This is a genomic window from Paenibacillus oryziterrae (genome assembly GCF_042610485.1).
In the GTDB taxonomy this organism is placed as follows: Bacteria; Bacillota; Bacilli; order Paenibacillales; family Paenibacillaceae; genus Paenibacillus_AQ.
Genome location: NZ_JBGJZO010000002.1, coordinates 450,896 through 468,227 on the forward strand (window position 1 = coordinate 450,896; position 17,332 = coordinate 468,227).

Below are 17,332 nucleotides of genomic sequence, written 5' to 3' on the forward strand. Positions count from 1 at the left end.
CAAAGTATGAAGTATCCTTATACTTTGCTTAATATTCTCAGAAAGAGCGGAAACAATGGAATTCTGTTTCCGCTCTTAAGCTGGACTTATATAAAAACAATATTACTTAGCGATTTTTGCAAAGTGTTCCAAAGTACGGATCAATTGTGCAGTGTAGGACATTTCATTGTCATACCAAGCAACAGTTTTAACCAGTTGTTTGTCGCCAACAGTCAATACTTTAGTTTGTGTAGCATCAAACAGGGAACCGAAAGTGATTCCTTTGATGTCGGAAGATACGATTTCATCTTCAGTGTAACCATAAGTTTCGGAATCAGAAGCTGCTTTCATAGCTGCATTGATTTCTTCAACAGTTACGGTTTTTTCAAGAACAGTTACCAATTCAGTCAGGGAACCAGTTGCTACTGGAACACGTTGAGCTGCACCGTCCAATTTACCTTTAAGTTCAGGGATAACCAGGCCGATTGCTTTTGCAGCACCGGTAGTGTTAGGGATAATGTTCTCTGCTGCTGCACGAGCACGTCTGAAGTCACCTTTAGCGTGTGGAGCATCCAAAGTGTTTTGGTCGCCAGTGTAAGCGTGAATTGTAGTCATCAAACCTTCTACAACGCCATAGTTGTCTTGAAGAACTTTTGCCATAGGAGCCAGGCAGTTCGTTGTGCAAGAAGCACCGGAGATTACAGTTTCAGTACCATCAAGGATGTCATGGTTAACGTTGTAAACAACGGTTTTCATGTCGCCTGTAGCTGGTGCAGAGATAACAACTTTCTTAGCTCCACCTTTAAGGTGTTTTTCAGCTGCTTCTTTAGTTGTGAAGAAGCCTGTGCACTCCAGAACGATGTCAACGCCAAGCTCGCCCCAAGGCAATTCTTCAGGGTTGCGGTTCGCAAGAACCTTAACGTCTTTACCGTTTACTTTGAAGAAACCGTCATGAACTTCAACATCACCGTTAAAAGTTCCTTGAGTTGTATCATATTTCAACAAATGAGCAAGCATCTTAGCGTCTGTCAAGTCATTGATAGCTACCACTTCGATACCTTCTACATTTTGAATACGGCGGAATGCAAGGCGTCCAATACGTCCAAAACCGTTAATACCAACTTTTACACTCATTGAATAGTTCCTCCTAGATTTCGTTTTATTTATTCAAGACAGGATGTTAAGCCTGTCAAGACAACAAGGTTAAGTATAATGCATGTTGGAAAATTATGCCCCCCACATTATGGAAGACGAAGGATTAAATGTGCTTGTTCATCAATTTCCCTGCCAATTTCTACTGCGGCTGCCTCATCCGTGACCAAAATATCCTCCTGGCCGAAGCGAAGCATCGCATGAATGGCTTTTGCCTTGCGCTTGCCCCCTGCTATTCCAATGACAACCTCTGTCCGGACAATGTCCTCCAGACGCAGTCCCATCGTTAGCATGGTGTGGACAACCTCGCCATTCTCGTTGAAGTAATATCCGAACGATTCGGCTACGGCACCTTCTGCCTGAATCTCAGCAACGGTTGCCTCGTCCAGCTTGCGGCGGCGGGTCATTTCCAGAGCATCCCCGATGCCATGCACAATAATGCGTGAGCGCCGGATAATCTGCACAATTTCTCTTGTATTCGTATCCTCAGTAAGCGACTGGTAAGCATTCTCCCCGAGCAAATCAGGAACATGCAGCAGCCGATATTGCGCTCCAATCCGTTTAGCCATTGTGGATACAATGGTATTGGCTTGGATCTCCATGCTTTCTCCCAGTCCTCCGCGTGCCGGTACGAACCAGGCATCCTTGCAGGAAAGGGATATGGGTGGTGTTAGCTGATCGGCCATCTCGGCCAAGGTTGAACCACCGGTAACAGCAACTGTATCATTGCACCGTAATACACTAAGCAGCGCTTTTGCACCTGCCCGCCCAAGCTCACGCTTGGTGAATGGTGATGTTTCACAATCGCCTGGCACAATTATTACTTTGCTAAGACCGTATTTGGCACGAATTTTCTCCTCCAGATCGTCCAGACCGAACAGGCTCTTGGCGACTGGCTCTAGCAGGTCCAGCAAGCTTCGGCCCGCATCGCTGATGCGCATGCCTACACTTTCGATCTCGATAAGCCCCTGCGATTTCAGAAGGTCTGTCTCGGCACGCAATGTACGCTCTGTCATATCCAAAGAATTGGCTAGCGTTCTGCGCCCAATAATATCGGACAGCATGATCTGATGAAGAATCGTATACCGTCTCTTAAGGGTTTCCATGAGATCAGGCAGAAGCTGCTTTTGTATTTCCAATAAGTTACGCATGCTTTCACTCCTGCAACTTCGTCTTTCTCTATCCCCTTGTTTATGGCCTTAAAATGTCCCGGGTTAACTTTTTAAGTCCCACCCATATTCTACCCAAATATTGCCCTAAACGCAAGTCTTCCGAGAGTAGAATTAACAACTGCTTTTCTTCTTATGCATAGATGGTCTTAAATGGCCAAATGAAGCGCTTTTTTATAAGACGGGCGCAAATCAAATATTCCCTCTATCTTGCTGTACCTGTGAAGGATGGTAGATAAAGATTGCTTTTGCTTCCTATTTGTATTATAATAATTTTTGTTGCGCCCGTGGTCCAATGGATATGACGTAGGCCTCCGAAGCCTGAGATCCAAGTTCGATTCTTGGCGGGCGCGCCATAATTTTATAATTAGCCCGTACTATATTTAACCAAAAGATACTCATTGACCCATAAGATGGAAACTTTTAATAAGTGACCTTCATTATGGGTCATTTTTGTTGTATACAAAAGCAGGAACAGACCCCAAATTTCAGAAAACAGACTTTTTTTATAATAAGTTTGACTTTCTTTGACTTTTTGTTTGAATTTGTTTATCATGTGGTTATTACGGTAAGAGTAACAATGAAAGACATTCCACCAGCCCATTTTCAAGGAGGTTTTCCACGTGAGTTACATTCCTATGGTCGTAGAACAGAGCAACCGCGGTGAGCGAGCTTATGACATCTATTCCCGCCTGCTGAAGGACCGCATCATTTTCCTTGGTACAGAGGTTAATGACGTGGTAGCCAATTCCATTATCGCGCAGATGCTGTTTCTGGCTGCCGAAGAACCGGATAAGGACATCCATCTGTACATCAACAGTCCGGGCGGTTCGATTACCGCAGGTATGGCTATTTTCGATACAATGCAATATATCAAACCGGATGTATCCACGATCTGTGTGGGCATGGCGGCAAGCATGGGTGCATTCCTGCTGAACGCTGGGGCTAAAGGCAAACGGTTCGCGCTGCCTAACAGTGAAATTATGATCCACCAGCCACTGGGCGGAGCCCAAGGCCAAGCTACTGATATTGAAATCCGCGCACGTCGCATTCTGAAGCTTCGCGACAAGCTGAACCGCATCCTCTCTGAGCGGACCGGTCAGCCGATGGAACGTATCGAAAAAGATACCGACCGCGATTACTTCATGACTGCTGCCGAAGCTGCGGACTATGGAATTGTCGACAAAGTGATCGAAAGACCCATTGCTGTTGGCGTATAAGCACTATACTTAGAAAGCTCTTGAGCATAAAAGAACCCGTACTTCACACTAGTGAAGTACGGGTTCTTTGTTATGTGCATACGGTCAGTAGAGCCGGCCATATCCAAGTGCGTTAAGCTGATTGGCTATTACCTGATACCCGCGGCCATTGGGGTGAAGATGATCCAGTGACAGCAGTGTTCTTTCATGTCCGGCAAAGGAACTATAGATCCCGGCGAAGCCGGTCGTTCCGCTATTGTATTGCGAAGCATAACGGTTAAACTGCTGGACCCAATTCGTTGCCTCACGAAACTCAGGGAACGGATTATACAATCCGACAATCCGAACGATATAAGGCTCACGCGAGCCTGACTTTAATCCGCTGACTGTGCCCATGATTACTGAGAAATTATGCCTGCATTCCTGCAGCGCCTCACCCAATATTCTTGATGTATTCTGAGGCTGCCTTGAAGCCGACCTCGCCGCATGGATCAGATCATTGCCGCCGATTGAGATGGTGATGAGCTCCGCCTCTTTTAACGCCCCTCGAAACATATCATTCCTGCGTACGCGCTGTGAAAGCTCCGCCGAAGTTAGTCCGTTGATACCTAGATTCACTAAACTTATGGGAGTCCTCAGCCTGCTTTCTGCCATCCTCCGGTATACCGGCACAAATCCGTTTCCGGGAAGCGCTCCGAACCCGGTCGTTAAGGAATCTCCGATCGCTGTATATTGATAGCCCACTGCTCTCCCTCCTCCCTCATGAGCTGGCTGCTTTCTTCAGCATATGAGCGGAGGAGGAACCTGGACACCGGAAGATGTCCCTGGACATTAGCGGAAATATTGTATACCCTTCTGAGCTTAAGCTTATTTTAGACTCGTGAATGGACTGCTTCCATCCGGCAGAAGCTCTTTAAAGGTGAAAGTATATTCAGGGAAGCCCTGAGCATACGCCGTATATTCATATAATTGGAAGAAGAGAACGGCCTTGCCGTCCTTTAGATAGAAGTATTTCTCGGTCGCAAGTCCGGTGAACCCTCCCAGATATCCGCCTTCCGCTTTTAGCTCCTTGTTCAGCCTCGCGTTCAGCATCTTTTTGTAATCCGGATTCTTTCCAAACAGATCACCGAGCAGCAGGCGTTTTCCGTCTTTCAAGGAGAAGGTAAAAGCATTACGGTATGTCATCCCGTGTGCGCCTCCAGTATAACCGTATTGGCTTGTGATCAGACTTAGCACACCATTCTGATTGTAAGTAACGATATAATTGCCTACGAACTCATACGGACGGTCTTCCTCTGTTCTATTGGCGATTTCCTGCTCCGCCCCGGCGGCATAGCTGGTAATGGTCTGCTTCAGCGTATTGTTAATTGCCTTCTGTGCATCCGCATTCGCAAGCCCGCTTACCTGCGGATACTCCAGCTTCATAGTCACACCAGTCATCTCTTTCTCATAACTTTCCGTTGATATGGTGATGGGATTCTGTGCTCTATTCAACACATTCAGGCGTCCAGTGGAAGCACTCCAGTCTCCCTGATAACCTAAATAATCACTCAGCAGATCAAATGGAACATAGAGCTTATTACTTAGCATCTTCCCTTCATATTCCGAGATATAATAATTGTTTACAAAGATGGCGACGCCATATTCCGATACCATAAGCCTGGTCTCTTTGTTTCCTGTACCGATGGTGTAGGTATTCTCTGCTTTATTAAAAGAAACCGGCATGCGAAGCGTATCCCGCATAAAGCTTACCGGAACCCACACTTTTCCATCCCTGAAGATTCCCTGTTGCTCTGTGACCACACCATTTCTTTTCAGCACCACAAGTGAGCTGACGCTTGCCTTCACCTGTACGGGCGAAGCTCCCGCTGCTGCTTGATCCGCTCCCCAGAGGCCTCCGCTAAACAATACTCCGGCTGCCATAACGCTGATGCCCCATTTTCTCACGCTTCTCCACTCCTGCATATCTTCTTCTCCTTTTCACTGGCTCGATATTTGTCATAAGGTTAGCCCACAGCTTCCATTATAAAGAGTAGCTTCGAACGGAGTGTTACAACTCCCCTTACATTTTCTTAGTATTTGCCCATGATTGTTAAAGCTCTTGTTACCTTTCTTTAAACAAACTGAGAGATTTCACACATTCGCTGCCTAAGTTAAAAAATAAGGGAGGCATCCTCCGCTTAGCGGCGATATCCTCCCTCACTGTTATACCGGAAATCCTCCGGGTAACCTATTTCAGTTCATACATTACGCTGAGCTGTGTTGTAATCTTCACTTCTCCCGGTTGAACGGAAGTACCGGCAGCCGAATCAGCTGCAGCAGCCTCAAGCTTCATGTTTTGATTGAAATACACCGGATTTACGCTACTGTCATTTTGGCTGACACTGATGACCACACCCAGACTGCGTTTTGCTGCTTTAGCGATTGCTGATGCTTTAACATCTGCGTTAGCCATTGCTTTCTCAATCACTTGAGCTTCAAAGGCAGAAGTATCTTCTACTGCAAAGCTCGCATTGCCGATGTTGTTCGCGCCTGCTCCTGAAACAGCATCAAGGAGTGCGCCTACTTTATCGAGACTGCGGTAAGCAACCTGAAGTGTATGGTGGGCATTGTAGCCGTTAACCTTTTGGCCTTCTTTTTCACTGTAGGAATAGTTAGGCTGTACATAGAATTGAACGCTTTGGATATCCTTGTCTGCAATACCCCAAGTGGTCTTCAGCACCGAGGTGATCTTCGAGATTTTCGCTGCATTGTTCTTTTGCGCTTCCTGAGCCGTAGCTGCCGATGTATCCACACCGATCGACAGGTAGACGATGTCCGGCTTAATCGAAAGTTCACCTTTACCGACTACGCTTACAATGTTTCTCTGTACATCCTCGGCAAAAGCTTTTTCCGGTCCTTGAAATGCACCACTCAGAGCCATCCCTCCCATCAACAAGCTTCCCGCAAGCAATACTGAACCCACTGATTTCATCCATTTCTTCACGTTTGCCATCCCCTTTCGATTCTTGTAAATGTTTGTACCCTCTAGACGCTGCGATTTGGGAAATGTTGCATCGTTACGTGGGCCAATCCACAAATTATTTTACACCCGGTACGTAATCTCAAGCTTCAATCCAAAAACGTTTAATCACGTTGCCGTCTTCTTCGGTATAAGGGATATCCTCGATGCCCCCATTGTTGCGTATAGTACGCTCCGAGGCGATATTCACCGCATCACATACCACAAGAACCCTGCTAATTCCGAGCTCCTTCGTTATCTGCAACGACTGCTTCAGCAGCTCTGTGGCATAACCCCTGCGTCGTGCGGAAGGCCGGATGCCGTATCCGATATGTCCCCCGCGATTCATCAGCTCATTATTCAGACTATGCCTGATGTTAACCGCACCCACCACATTGTCATCCGAATCCACCAGCCAGGAGGTAGTTGATGGTACCCAGCCCTCTGGAAGGTCCACTGCTGTCTCAGTATTCCCCAGAAATTTCAGCATATCTTCAAAGTCGGACGGATCTCTCTTGATGACCCATGGAACCATCTCTTCCCCGCTATGTATCCACTCCTCGTAAAAATCCAGATACTGCTCCTTGAGCTTCATACTCGGCTTCACTAAGCGTACTCTGCTCTCCATCTCCACGCCCCCTGGTTATTAAAGAAGTTTATAGCTAATAAAAAAAGCCCCAAAGGGCTTTTGCTCAATTTCAGTATAGCTCAGCTTATTACTGGTTTTCGAGCTCTTCCTTGCTCACAAGACTCGTCAAAGCGGTTACAGCTTGATCCGCGTCAGCGCCATCCGCGCTGATATAAATCTCCGTGCCCGAACTGATCGCAAGGCTCATAATCCCCATGATGCTCTTTGCGTTCACTTTTTTATCGTCTTTTTCCACGAAAATCTCCGACGAAAACTTGTTTGCTTCCTGCACGAACAATGCCGCAGGACGAGCATGAAGACCCGTCTTGAGCCGTACAACTACCGGGTGCTTTGTCATGAAACGCTTACCCCCTATTTGAGATCTGCACAAAAATTCACATTAAATTTTATAATATTATATCATTATAACGTAATCCACACTAGAACAAAATATCAGCCGCCGCGCACTTTATCCGCCAGCTCATCAATCTTACGAAGCCTGTGGTTAACCCCGGATTTGCTTACACTACCCTTAAGCATCTCCCCGACTTCCTTCAGGTTAATGTCCGGATGGGCCAGTCGAATCTCCGCCACTTCCCTGAGTTTGTCCGGCAGACTCGCAAGTCCTACCTCCCGCTGCAGCAGCTTGATATTCTCAATCTGCCGTACAGCCGCACTGATGGTCTTGTTCAGATTGGCGGTCTCACAGTTGACGATGCGGTTCACGGAATTGCGCATATCGCGCATAATCCGCACATCCTCAAATTTGAACAAGGCTTGATGCGCCCCGATCAGACTGAGAAACTCAATGATTTTCTCGCCTTCTTTGATGTACAGGATAAAGCCCTTCTTGCGCTCGATGCAGCGGGCGTTCAGATGAAACTCCCCGGCGAGGGTTACAAGCGCCTTGCAGTGCTCCTCATACATCGAAGCAATTTCCAGGTGATAGGAGGAACCTTCCGGATTGTTAACAGAGCCTCCAGCCATAAAGGCACCGCGCAGATAAGCACGTTTGCAGCAGTTCTTGTGCACGATATCCTCTTCAATACCGTCAGTAAAAATAAAGCCTGAGGAAACAATACGCAAGTCGTTCAGTATTTCCTGCACGCGTGTAGGGATACGCACGATATAAACGTTATTTTTCTTCAAACGCATTTTTTTACGCACGAGAAGCTCAATATGGACCTGGTAATATTTCTTAAGCAGGGAATATACACGCCTTGCAATCGCGGCATTCTCCGTCGAAATATCCAAAACAACCTTTTTGCTCGAAAGCTGGACCGAACCGTTCATTCGGATGAGTGCTGACATTTCCGCTTTATCGCAGCAGGGCTGGCTTTCGACCATCGTCAATTCCTTTTTTGTAAGCGCCGCAAAAGACAAGGGTCTCACCTCTTTCTTGATGTTGCAAGCTACACCCCGCTACGCGAGGGGGCTCTGTTGATCCAATCTTGGACAAGCTGGTAAATGTGGTGACTCAGCTTATCTGTATCGTGCCGCAGATAGGTCCGGAATAATACCAGCTTATCTGCTATGACCTTGTATCCGCTCTCGTCTAAGGCTTCCCGGTCAAGCATAACCGGACGGGCACCCTTCTCTGCATATTTACTCTGCACCTGAAGCGGAATTTCTCCGTCGTTGACAATAACATAATCGAAAAGATGAAGTCCAATATGATCATATACCGCCTGCAGATGATCGCTGACGGTGTAATTATCCGTTTCACCGGGCTGCGTCATCACGTTGCAGACAAAAATTTTGATCGCCTCGGAAGCTACCACAGCTTCTGCCAGCTTTGGTACAAGCAAATTCGGCAAAATACTGGTGTACAGGCTTCCCGGGCCAAGAAGGATCGCATCCGCATTCTGAATCGCTTCCAGCGCCTCCGGCAGCGGTTCGACATCCGCAGGCTCGAGGAATACGCGCTTAATGACGCCGCCTGCTTCCGGAATCTTCGATTCCCCTGTGATAATAGTGCCATCCGACATTTCCGCATGAAGAACTACGGCTTCACCCGCAGCAGGCAATACCCTGCCGCGTACAGCGAAGAGGCGGCTTAGCTCACGTACTGCTGTTACGAAATCACCAGAGATATCGGTCAGCGCAGCCAGAATCAGGTTGCCAAGGCTATGCCCCGCAAGTCCTTCTCCAGTGCTGAAGCGGTACCTCATAATATCGGCCATTAGCGGCTCTACGTCCGCCATGGCGGTTAACACATTGCGGATATCGCCGGGGGGCGGCATTTGCAGCTCGCTGCGCAGAATGCCGGAACTGCCGCCGTCATCAGCTACCGTTACGATAGCCGTAATATCCAGCGGCTTCTCCTTGAGCCCTCTGAGCATCACGGATAATCCCGTTCCCCCGCCCATCACAACAATACGCGGCCGTTCTCTTTGTTGTTCAGGCACTGTAATCCCTTCTCTCGTTAGTGCCGATCGCGTTCGGCATCCCGGTGGCTCACTGTTACTGACTCTGTCTCACTGACTCCCAGCATTTTTCCTAAATATTCAGAAATCGCCACCGAACGGTGCTTCCCGCCGGTACAGCCAATTCCAATAATAATCTGGGATTTGCCTTCCTTGCGGTATTGGGGAATCAGAAAATGAAGCATATCGAGAAGTTTAGTCAGGAACGCCTGCGTTTCGGGCCATTTCATCACGTAATCGTACACATCGTTGTCTTGGCCGGTTTTGGGCCGCAGGTGGTCCACATAATGCGGATTAGGTAAAAAGCGGACATCAAACACTAGGTCGGCATCAATAGGTATTCCGTATTTGAAGCCAAAGGAAGTAATATTGACGGACATCGTACTTTTCCCGAGATGGGAAAAGCGGGATACAATCTTCTCCTTGAGCTGGGCCGGCTTCATGCTGCTGGTATCGAGACAAAGAGTAGCCGAGTTCTTCAACTCTTCTAGCATCTTGCGCTCAAGCTTAATTCCATCAAGAGGCATACCCTTAGGTGCCAGCGGATGATGGCGACGGCTCTCCTTGTAACGTTGAACCAGCACAGAATCGGTAGCATCCAGGAAGAGAATTTCGCAGCCAATGGACGATTCCTCTTTAATATAGGTAAGTGATTCAGATAAAGCGGTGAAGAATTCCCGTCCTCTAAGGTCAATCACAAGGGCTACCTTGGCGATTTTCCCTTTCGACTGCTCGATAAGCTCGGCGAATTTAGGGATCAGCACCGGGGGCAAATTATCGACGCAGAAGAAACCAAGGTCCTCCAGACTCTGAACGGCAATGGTCTTTCCCGCTCCCGACATCCCCGTAATAATGATCAGGGTGGCCCCGGCCGGCGGAGTGGTCTCCAACTCGGTCATAAAAGCGTCCCCTCCCCCAGTTTAGTATATGAATAAATAATTACGTTGTTCTATGAACGCAGCAGCAAGCCGGCAGCACCAACAATACCAGCATCATTGCCCAGCTTGGCTGGAATAATTGTTACTCCGGTCTGAAGTGGTCCTGGGGCCAGCTTAGCGAACACCCGGCGAACCTCGTCAAACAGAATATCGCCAGCTTTGGATACTCCGCCGCCCACGATGAATATTTCAGGATTCAGCACAGCTGCAACAGCTGCCATGGATTTACCCAGGTAGAATGCCGCCCGGTTCACGATGCGGATAGCCACTTCATCGCCTGCTTTCGCAGCATCAAAAACTTCCTTCGCCGCAATCTTCTCTACCATAGAGAGAGATGTACGGTCCCCGCGGGCAACCGCGTCGTTAGCCATACGGATAATTCCTGTAGCCGAGGAAACGGTTTCCAAGCAGCCCATGTTGCCACAGCCGCATTGAATAGCTTCCAGGTCAGGTACAACGGAGATATGACCCAGTTCCCCTGCCAGTCCTGCAAACCCTTGATACACCTTGCCATTGATAATAATGCCACCGCCTACGCCGGTTCCCAGCGTGTAGCAGACGCAATTGTCCACGCCACGTCCAGCACCGCTCCAAGCTTCCCCTAGGGCGGCCACATTAGCGTCGTTGTCTATTTTGACTGGCTTGCCGAGCCGACTTTCCAGGATGGAACGGATCGGCACATCTCTAAATCCTATGTTAGGCGCAAGGATGATAATTCCTTCACGGATATTCGTAAATCCGGCTACTCCCGCCCCTACACCAGCAAGTTGATCCCAGGAATACGGGGAGTCTTCCACAATTTGACGAACATACTTCTCGATATTATCGATGACGGTATCGACGCCATCTGCTACTCCTGTAGGTCCTTCGTACGTATGCAGCAGATTCCCTTCGGCATTGCAGATTCCAACCTTAACCGTGGTTCCGCCTAAATCCACGCCAACGTAGATATTTTCAGACATGTAACAAGCCACCTTTTTCTATGCTAAAATAGTTAATCCTACGTACCCACTATAATAGAAGCCCTCTCTGCGGTCAAGGATAGGCGACACACCCGGACAGGGTATTATTTGGGGTACTTATCATGTACGTGCGGCCCGGGGGTAACCGCTTTCGGAAAATATATGTAAAAAAACTCCCCCGCCTCACCGGCAGGGAAGTTCAGGCCATTCAACAGTGCTATTCCGACAAAATCCGTTTCTGTCCTTCAAGTGCGCGAATTGGGGCTATATTCTGGGTGAATTCCAGCGTACCCATATATTTTCCTTCAGCGTCGCGGACAGCAAAGTAACGGATATAGATGAATTTATCCTTAATGGCAATCCAGAAATCCTCTGCATCCTTCACTCCGGACTTGAAATCTTCCAAAAGCTTCTCTACCACATGTACGCTTTGCGGCGGGTGGCAGTTCTGTACGGTACGGCCGATGACGGCTTTGGTCCGGGCGAATATGCGCTCTTTACCATGGGAGAAATACCGGACAACATCGTTCTCATCAATAAAAGTCAGATCGACCGGCAGGTGATTAAGCACCGTCTCCAGCTGATGCAAAGACAACAGGCCCGTTTCAAAACGGATAAAGCCCTGCGGCGTTGTCCCTTCTTCTTGCCCGGTTCCAGCCGGCCCGGGCGCTTCAGCAGCACCTTCCGGTTCAGCTGCACGCTCAGGAATCCACTCCTGGTCAGGCGCGGTCAGGCAGAAGCCGATTTCGTCACTTTCCCGGGCGATTTTAACCCACTCATCCTCAGTCAGCTTATCCAGTGCCATCGGCAGCAGAATATTCTCTTCCTTAAAGATCATCTCATTCACTTCAGTGATGATAAGCGCAAGCTCTTCGCCGATCTCTGCACTGTTCCCGTTATAATTGCTTAACTTCGCCTTGGCTCCCTTAATCATGCTGCGAATTCCGTCATCAACGCCCCACATTACCTTGGTAGGGCCGTAAATTCCGTACTTTTCGAGGTATGGAAATACCAGATTTTCCTTGCGGCTGTAGTGCTTATCAATATCTAGCAGGAGATTCAAGTCCTCCAGGAGCTTAAAAATAATATCCTCGCTGTCGTTCTTCTGGAACTTATCAGCATGCAGCGACAGGCGGAAATTAACCAGACGTTCGATCTCACGGTTCTCCAGTTTAAAAGTATGCACCGGATGACCCGGCTGCTCTTCCGGTTTCGAGGAACGGTGGATTTCTTCAATTGATCCCTTGAAAATCGCCGTATGCACGGAACACAGACGCTGTACCTCAGACACGGGTATACCTTCCTCCGTCATCAGTGAATGCTCCATCGCCGAAATCTCGGCAACGGTAACATCGCCCACCGCTTCGGCAAAACGGGCTTTGACTTCCTCTACACTTTTACCTGCGTGCAGTTCCTTAATAATCTCTTTCAGCATAGCTTGGCGGCGGGTTTGTTCCGGCACATCAACTTCGCGGTTATTTATAAGTTCGCTCATTCATATTCTCTCCTTTGTTTGTAGCTCAGGGTTAGCATGCTTAATTTATTCAGTAATCGTGAATCCATAACGCTGGAACGTCATCTTCACGAGATCAGGGTCTATTTTCTTCAGCTTACTTCCTTTGGACAATGTCATGAAACGGCCTGCCGTATGCAGCATTCCGGGTTTGGCGATGTCATGGAAACCCAGCTCTGTCATAATGCCCACAACCTCCGGATGACGGGTGGCCAATTCAAATATCGATTCATCCATCCGCAGCACTTTTTCCATACGCCTCTTCTCCTTCACGCTTTCACTCGTTATGCTTGAGAACTATTCTCAACAAAAGATTATCATAGGCCCGGTATAGCAATTGTGATTCCAGTCACTAAGTTAAAAAGATATCACGCCGCGGGGAATTGCGTTATATATGTGCATCAAAAAAAGCTACCCCTTAGCTGTAAACAGCGGGATAGCTTATCTCTATAATGTATTCACGTCTTTTATTTATCCAGTGATTCGCTCCAGTCATGCACCATGGTGCCTTCCAGGAACTTCTCTGCATCCATTGCGGCCATACAGCCGGTTCCAGCAGCAGAAATCGCCTGACGGTAACGGGTATCCTGCACATCTCCACAAGCGAATACACCCGGGATGTTGGTTTCCGTTGTACCCGGATTGACCACAATGTAGCCATTGTCATCCGTCGTGATCTGTCCGGCCAGAAATCCGGTATTCGGCGTATGTCCGATCGCTACAAAGACTCCGTCTGCTTCAACAAGCTCTTCCGCCCCTGTGTCATTGTTACGGACCCGCAGACCTTTAACACCCGTATCCCCGATCTCCACCTCAAGCGGCGTACGGTTCAGCGCCCATACCACTTTGCTGTTATCCCGGGCCCGGTCCTGCATGATCTTCGATGCCCGCAGCTCCGGACGACGGTGGACCAGCGTCACGCTTGTAGCGAAGCGGGTCAGGAAGCTGGCTTCCTCCATTGCAGAATCCCCGCCGCCGACCACAATGATTTTTTTGCCACGGAAGAAAAATCCATCACAGGTCGCACAAGTGCTGACTCCGCGCCCCACATTCTCCTGCTCGCCCGGAATTCCGAGGTATTTGGCCGAAGCGCCTGTCGAAATAATCACCGACTCTGCCTCTAATACCCCTAGCCCATCCACATTTACTTTAAATGGCCGCTGTGAGAAGTCCACGGAGGTGACCCAGCCATTCTTGAACTCGGCTCCAAAGCGTTCTGCCTGCTTACGCATATTATCCATCAGATCGGGACCCATAATGCCATCGGGGAAACCGGGAAAGTTCTCCACCTCTGTGGTCGTTGTCAGTTGCCCACCCGGCTGTAGACCTTCAATTACCAATGGATTCAAGTTGGCACGGGCCAAATAAATAGCGGCTGTCAGTCCGGCAGGTCCAGTTCCGATTACGATCGTTTTGTACAAAGCAGTGTCCTCCTCACATTGGTTTTGACGGTTTAGATATTTTCAGTAAAAGGCGGAAAGTGGTCCGTATTGCTATCCGAAATACTGCATTCGTCGTCAATCCGCCGGGCGTAACGGCTCACCATGGATGGCGATACCCCGTAACGCTGCGCCACTTCCCTGTAGGTTATCCCGCGTCCGCATTTCTTCGCCGTCATATATTCCAGCGCAGCACACCAGCCGCTCACATGGCGCAGAAATGGGACTTCCGGATATAGATTGCCCACAAATTGCTTCCATAGTAATTCTGCTGTTTTTTTCTCAGTGGCATCATACATCCCGTCCATAACCGCAAGGGTACGGTCAATAATCTCCTGCCATTCTTCTTGCCATTCCGGTTGAACCCTCACCCGCTGCGCAGGAATCGACTCCTCACCCAGTAGTGGCTCAGCCTCTGTATCCTTACCGGTCAGCCGTTGAAGGCTGAGGAGGGCTGCTGCCTGCAGCTTCTCTTCTTCCAGCGGCTCGTGCTCCAGAATATTCTGCAGCACAGCCGACATTTCTTCATCCTCGATCCATTGCAGCGCCTGGGCCACCTGCAGCCTCGTGTTCATATCTCCGTAACGGAGTGCCCAGAAGAAGGATGAACGCATCAGCGGATTGGTCCGCACTTCCTCAGCAAGTCTGTCTTTATTATCCTTCCATAACTTGAGCTGCTCCTGAAAAGGCAACTGATAGTTATAACTCACGGGAGCGAGTGTGGTATTGTCCTTCACGGCCTGTTGCAGCTGCGCGAGGTAGAAAGGCGGAACTGAAGATTCCGGATCCAGCTTTCCCGCCTGCACCCAGCAGCGCTGGGCTTCTGTATAAAGCCCGCTATTGCTTGCCGCCGCCGCACAGTAATGATAGAGGCCGGCATCTCCGCCAACTTCCTCATCCCGGAGCAGACGCCGAAAATGACCGTATGCTGCTTTATGCCGTCCTAGAATTCCCATCGTGGTCGCCAGCTTAAACACATGCTCCTGATGGAACGGGATAGTCGCCTCCAGTGTCCGCAGCAGTTTGGATAACGGCTCACGGGCACCTTCATACTGCAGAAAGATCGCCAGATTACAGAGTGCATGCAGGTCACCCGGAGCAAGCTCCAGCACCCGTTCAATGGACTCCTTGGCTTTGGCGAAACGTCCCATATAGAAATACGCGAGCGCCAAATTGTTATGGGCGGCCAAGAAATCAGGAGTGTTCTGAGTGATCTCCGTCAACAGCTTTACAGCCTCCGTGAACTTTCCTTCCTCCAAAAGACTCCGGGCCCGGTCATGCTCCACCACACCTTCCCGGCTTCTGATCCGATTCAGCGGCGCAGGACGGTTCAGCTCATAATTCAGCAGCTCCATCAGCTCTTCCGACTCGGAAAGAAAATCACCGTTGACGTCTTCTTCCAGGTATCTCACCAAGCTACGCTCAGCATCTTCAAATTGGTCCATATTGGCATAATTATTAGCCATATAGAAGTGGCACTCCGTTAATCCGGAGTCAATATTATCCAGTACATGGGTCAAAATCTCATTAGAAGCCTGATAATTACCCATCTCCGATAAAATACCTGCCATGTTACAATGATTAACCGGATTTCCCGGTTCATACTCTACAGCTTTGCGAAAATTTCTTAATGCCTTATCATATTGAAAGCGATCCAGTGACCGGACGGCTCTTTCAAAGAAAAAATTGGCATCCAAAGTGATGGGAATGACCTTACCGCCTCCCGCATCGTTCTCTGATGTTCTCTCTATCATGGAAGCAGGGCACCTCCTTGTAGCTTCCTGTAGCCTCACGAAAAATAGGAGGTCCGGCGCCTTGCGGCCTTCCGGTTCCCCTCACCTTAAGCGTGCTCCGTTTCCATTTATGGTCCCGGCTGTCTTCACACAGTATACCACAAGTGGGAGGCGGTTTCTCAATTTGGAAGCTTCCTTTGCTGACCAATTTCAGAGAAAAAAAAGACGGGGAATCGTTAGATTCCCGCGTCTACAAATAGTTTATCGATTGAGCCGCCGTCAACGATGATACGTACAGCCTGTGACAGCATCGGTGCAACAGACAATACGGTGAACCGCTTCGAGTGATCTGCCGGAAGCTGAATGGAATCCGTAATGACAACTTCATCAATATCCGGATGCTCCAGCCGCTCCAGAGCCGAGTCCGAGAATAACCCGTGCGTTGCACAAACAATGCTGTTTCCCGCTCCTCTTTCCTTCAGACTCTCCACCACATTGACGATCGTGGAACCGGTATCGATCAAATCCTCGATAATGATCGGTGTACGGCCTTCCACTTCCCCAATCACATGGGTAATTGCCGATTCATTATGGGCCGGACGTGTTTTGATCATAATGGCAAAAGGTGAATTTAAACGACTTGCCAGCTTTTCCGCCATCGAAGCCCGTCCCGCATCCGGAGATACAACAATGGGATTAACCAAGCCCTTCAGCTTCAAATGCCCGCTGATTAAATCAAGCGCGGTTAAATGATCCACCGGGATGTTGAAGAAGCCCTGAATGGCAGCAGCATGCAGATCCAGTGTAATTACACGGGTCGCTCCAGCTGTTGTCAGCACATCGGCGACCATTTTGGCCGAGATCGGTTCCCGCGGTGCGGATTTGCGTTCCTGTCTGGCATAGCCGTAATAAGGCACAATGATGTTAACCGTACGGGCGGACGCCCGTTTGGCTGCATCGATCATTACCAGCAGCTCCACGAACATTTCATTGATAGGGTGGGAAAGGGATTGCAGCAGAAAAACGTCGCAGTTCCGGATGCTTTCTTCGTAATGCACGTAAATCTCGCCGCTCTTGAAGCGGGTCAGCTTAATCTGCCCCAATTCCACACCCAGTCTTGAGGCAATATCCGCCGCCAGCTTGGGATTCGACGAACCGGAAAAAATACGCAATGGATGATGCTGCATAAAGCC

Annotated in this window: 17 protein-coding genes and 1 tRNA gene; 2 read left to right on the plus strand and 16 right to left on the minus strand. The window is 49.0% G+C overall.

Annotated features, from left to right (window positions below; genetic code table 11):
- Nucleotides 1–102: 102 nt before the first annotated feature.
- Nucleotides 103–1,113, minus strand: coding sequence for a type I glyceraldehyde-3-phosphate dehydrogenase (gap, locus tag ACAN55_RS04350; RefSeq protein WP_379128563.1), 1,011 nt, complete (start codon nt 1,111–1,113; stop codon nt 103–105).
- Between the two features lie 107 nt (nt 1,114–1,220).
- Entirely contained in the window at nt 1,221–2,282 is a 1,062-nt protein-coding gene (locus ACAN55_RS04355; RefSeq protein ID WP_379128566.1) for a sugar-binding transcriptional regulator, read from the minus strand.
- Between the two features lie 299 nt (nt 2,283–2,581).
- Between ACAN55_RS04355 and ACAN55_RS04360 the strand changes: the two genes are divergently transcribed.
- Nucleotides 2,582–2,656 (plus strand) — tRNA-Arg (locus ACAN55_RS04360).
- 267 nt (nt 2,657–2,923) lie between these two features.
- Nucleotides 2,924–3,520 carry an ATP-dependent Clp endopeptidase proteolytic subunit ClpP gene (gene clpP / locus ACAN55_RS04365; RefSeq protein WP_379128568.1) on the plus strand — a complete coding sequence of 199 codons (597 nt, stop codon included), beginning with the start codon at nt 2,924–2,926 and terminating at the stop codon, nt 3,518–3,520.
- Nucleotides 3,521–3,604: 84 nt separating this feature from the next.
- On the opposite strand, the gene ACAN55_RS04370 is transcribed toward clpP, so the two are convergent.
- The 14 genes from ACAN55_RS04370 to ACAN55_RS04435 form a co-directional block, all read right to left on the minus strand.
- Nucleotides 3,605–4,243, minus strand: coding sequence for a GDSL-type esterase/lipase family protein (locus tag ACAN55_RS04370; protein WP_379128570.1), 639 nt, complete (start codon nt 4,241–4,243; stop codon nt 3,605–3,607).
- Nucleotides 4,244–4,366: 123 nt separating this feature from the next.
- On the minus strand, nt 4,367–5,446 hold the full coding sequence (locus ACAN55_RS04375) for a PdaC/SigV domain-containing protein (RefSeq protein WP_379128572.1): 1,080 nt from the start codon (nt 5,444–5,446) through the stop codon (nt 4,367–4,369).
- Nucleotides 5,447–5,729: 283 nt separating this feature from the next.
- A complete protein-coding gene (locus tag ACAN55_RS04380; protein ID WP_379128575.1) occupies nt 5,730–6,485 on the minus strand; it encodes an SIMPL domain-containing protein in 756 nt (251 codons plus the stop codon).
- A 118-nt stretch (nt 6,486–6,603) separates the two neighbouring features.
- Entirely contained in the window at nt 6,604–7,128 is a 525-nt protein-coding gene (locus ACAN55_RS04385; protein WP_379128578.1) for a GNAT family N-acetyltransferase, read from the minus strand.
- 88 nt (nt 7,129–7,216) lie between these two features.
- Nucleotides 7,217–7,486, minus strand: coding sequence for an HPr family phosphocarrier protein (locus ACAN55_RS04390; RefSeq protein WP_019914358.1), 270 nt, complete (start codon nt 7,484–7,486; stop codon nt 7,217–7,219).
- 95 nt (nt 7,487–7,581) lie between these two features.
- Entirely contained in the window at nt 7,582–8,511 is a 930-nt protein-coding gene (whiA, locus tag ACAN55_RS04395) for a DNA-binding protein WhiA (RefSeq protein ID WP_379128583.1), read from the minus strand.
- Nucleotides 8,512–8,540: 29 nt separating this feature from the next.
- Nucleotides 8,541–9,497, minus strand: coding sequence for a gluconeogenesis factor YvcK family protein (locus ACAN55_RS04400; protein ID WP_379128729.1), 957 nt, complete (start codon nt 9,495–9,497; stop codon nt 8,541–8,543).
- Between the two features lie 56 nt (nt 9,498–9,553).
- A complete protein-coding gene (gene rapZ, locus ACAN55_RS04405; protein ID WP_379128586.1) occupies nt 9,554–10,453 on the minus strand; it encodes an RNase adapter RapZ in 900 nt (299 codons plus the stop codon).
- 50 nt (nt 10,454–10,503) lie between these two features.
- Nucleotides 10,504–11,454 carry an ROK family glucokinase gene (locus ACAN55_RS04410; RefSeq protein ID WP_379128591.1) on the minus strand — a complete coding sequence of 317 codons (951 nt, stop codon included), beginning with the start codon at nt 11,452–11,454 and terminating at the stop codon, nt 10,504–10,506.
- 217 nt (nt 11,455–11,671) lie between these two features.
- The gene (locus ACAN55_RS04415) at nt 11,672–12,949 is read right to left on the minus strand and encodes a DUF438 domain-containing protein (RefSeq protein ID WP_379128594.1); all 1,278 of its coding nucleotides are present in this window, start codon (nt 12,947–12,949) and stop codon (nt 11,672–11,674) included.
- Between the two features lie 45 nt (nt 12,950–12,994).
- Nucleotides 12,995–13,222: a DUF1858 domain-containing protein gene (locus ACAN55_RS04420; protein WP_379128597.1), complete on the minus strand. Its 228-nt coding sequence runs from the start codon at nt 13,220–13,222 to the stop codon at nt 12,995–12,997.
- Between the two features lie 212 nt (nt 13,223–13,434).
- Nucleotides 13,435–14,388, minus strand: coding sequence for a thioredoxin-disulfide reductase (trxB, locus tag ACAN55_RS04425; protein WP_379128600.1), 954 nt, complete (start codon nt 14,386–14,388; stop codon nt 13,435–13,437).
- 32 nt (nt 14,389–14,420) lie between these two features.
- Nucleotides 14,421–16,160, minus strand: a complete 1,740-nt coding sequence (locus ACAN55_RS04430; protein ID WP_379128602.1) for a tetratricopeptide repeat protein — start codon at nt 16,158–16,160, stop codon at nt 14,421–14,423.
- A gap of 215 nt (nt 16,161–16,375) precedes the next feature.
- On the minus strand, nt 16,376–17,326 hold the full coding sequence (locus ACAN55_RS04435) for a ribose-phosphate diphosphokinase (protein ID WP_379128605.1): 951 nt from the start codon (nt 17,324–17,326) through the stop codon (nt 16,376–16,378).
- Between the last annotated feature and the right edge of the window lie 6 nt (nt 17,327–17,332).

Excerpts from the sequence above, each read along its gene's own strand:
- ACAN55_RS04400 (WP_379128729.1), bottom strand. The coding sequence starts at position 9,497 with ATGGGCGGGGGAACGGGATTATCCGTGATGCTCAGAGGGCTCAAGGAG.
- ACAN55_RS04430 (WP_379128602.1), bottom strand. The coding sequence starts at position 16,160 with ATGATAGAGAGAACATCAGAGAACGATGCGGGAGGCGGTAAGGTCATT.
- ACAN55_RS04355 (WP_379128566.1), bottom strand. The coding sequence starts at position 2,282 with ATGCGTAACTTATTGGAAATACAAAAGCAGCTTCTGCCTGATCTCATG.
- ACAN55_RS04385 (WP_379128578.1), bottom strand. The coding sequence starts at position 7,128 with ATGGAGAGCAGAGTACGCTTAGTGAAGCCGAGTATGAAGCTCAAGGAG.
- ACAN55_RS04420 (WP_379128597.1), bottom strand. The coding sequence starts at position 13,222 with ATGGAAAAAGTGCTGCGGATGGATGAATCGATATTTGAATTGGCCACC.
- rapZ (WP_379128586.1), bottom strand. The coding sequence starts at position 10,453 with ATGACCGAGTTGGAGACCACTCCGCCGGCCGGGGCCACCCTGATCATT.
- gap (WP_379128563.1), bottom strand. The coding sequence starts at position 1,113 with ATGAGTGTAAAAGTTGGTATTAACGGTTTTGGACGTATTGGACGCCTT.
- ACAN55_RS04435 (WP_379128605.1), bottom strand. The coding sequence starts at position 17,326 with ATGCAGCATCATCCATTGCGTATTTTTTCCGGTTCGTCGAATCCCAAG.
- ACAN55_RS04415 (WP_379128594.1), bottom strand. The coding sequence starts at position 12,949 with ATGAGCGAACTTATAAATAACCGCGAAGTTGATGTGCCGGAACAAACC.
- ACAN55_RS04410 (WP_379128591.1), bottom strand. The coding sequence starts at position 11,454 with ATGTCTGAAAATATCTACGTTGGCGTGGATTTAGGCGGAACCACGGTT.
- ACAN55_RS04390 (WP_019914358.1), bottom strand. The coding sequence starts at position 7,486 with ATGACAAAGCACCCGGTAGTTGTACGGCTCAAGACGGGTCTTCATGCT.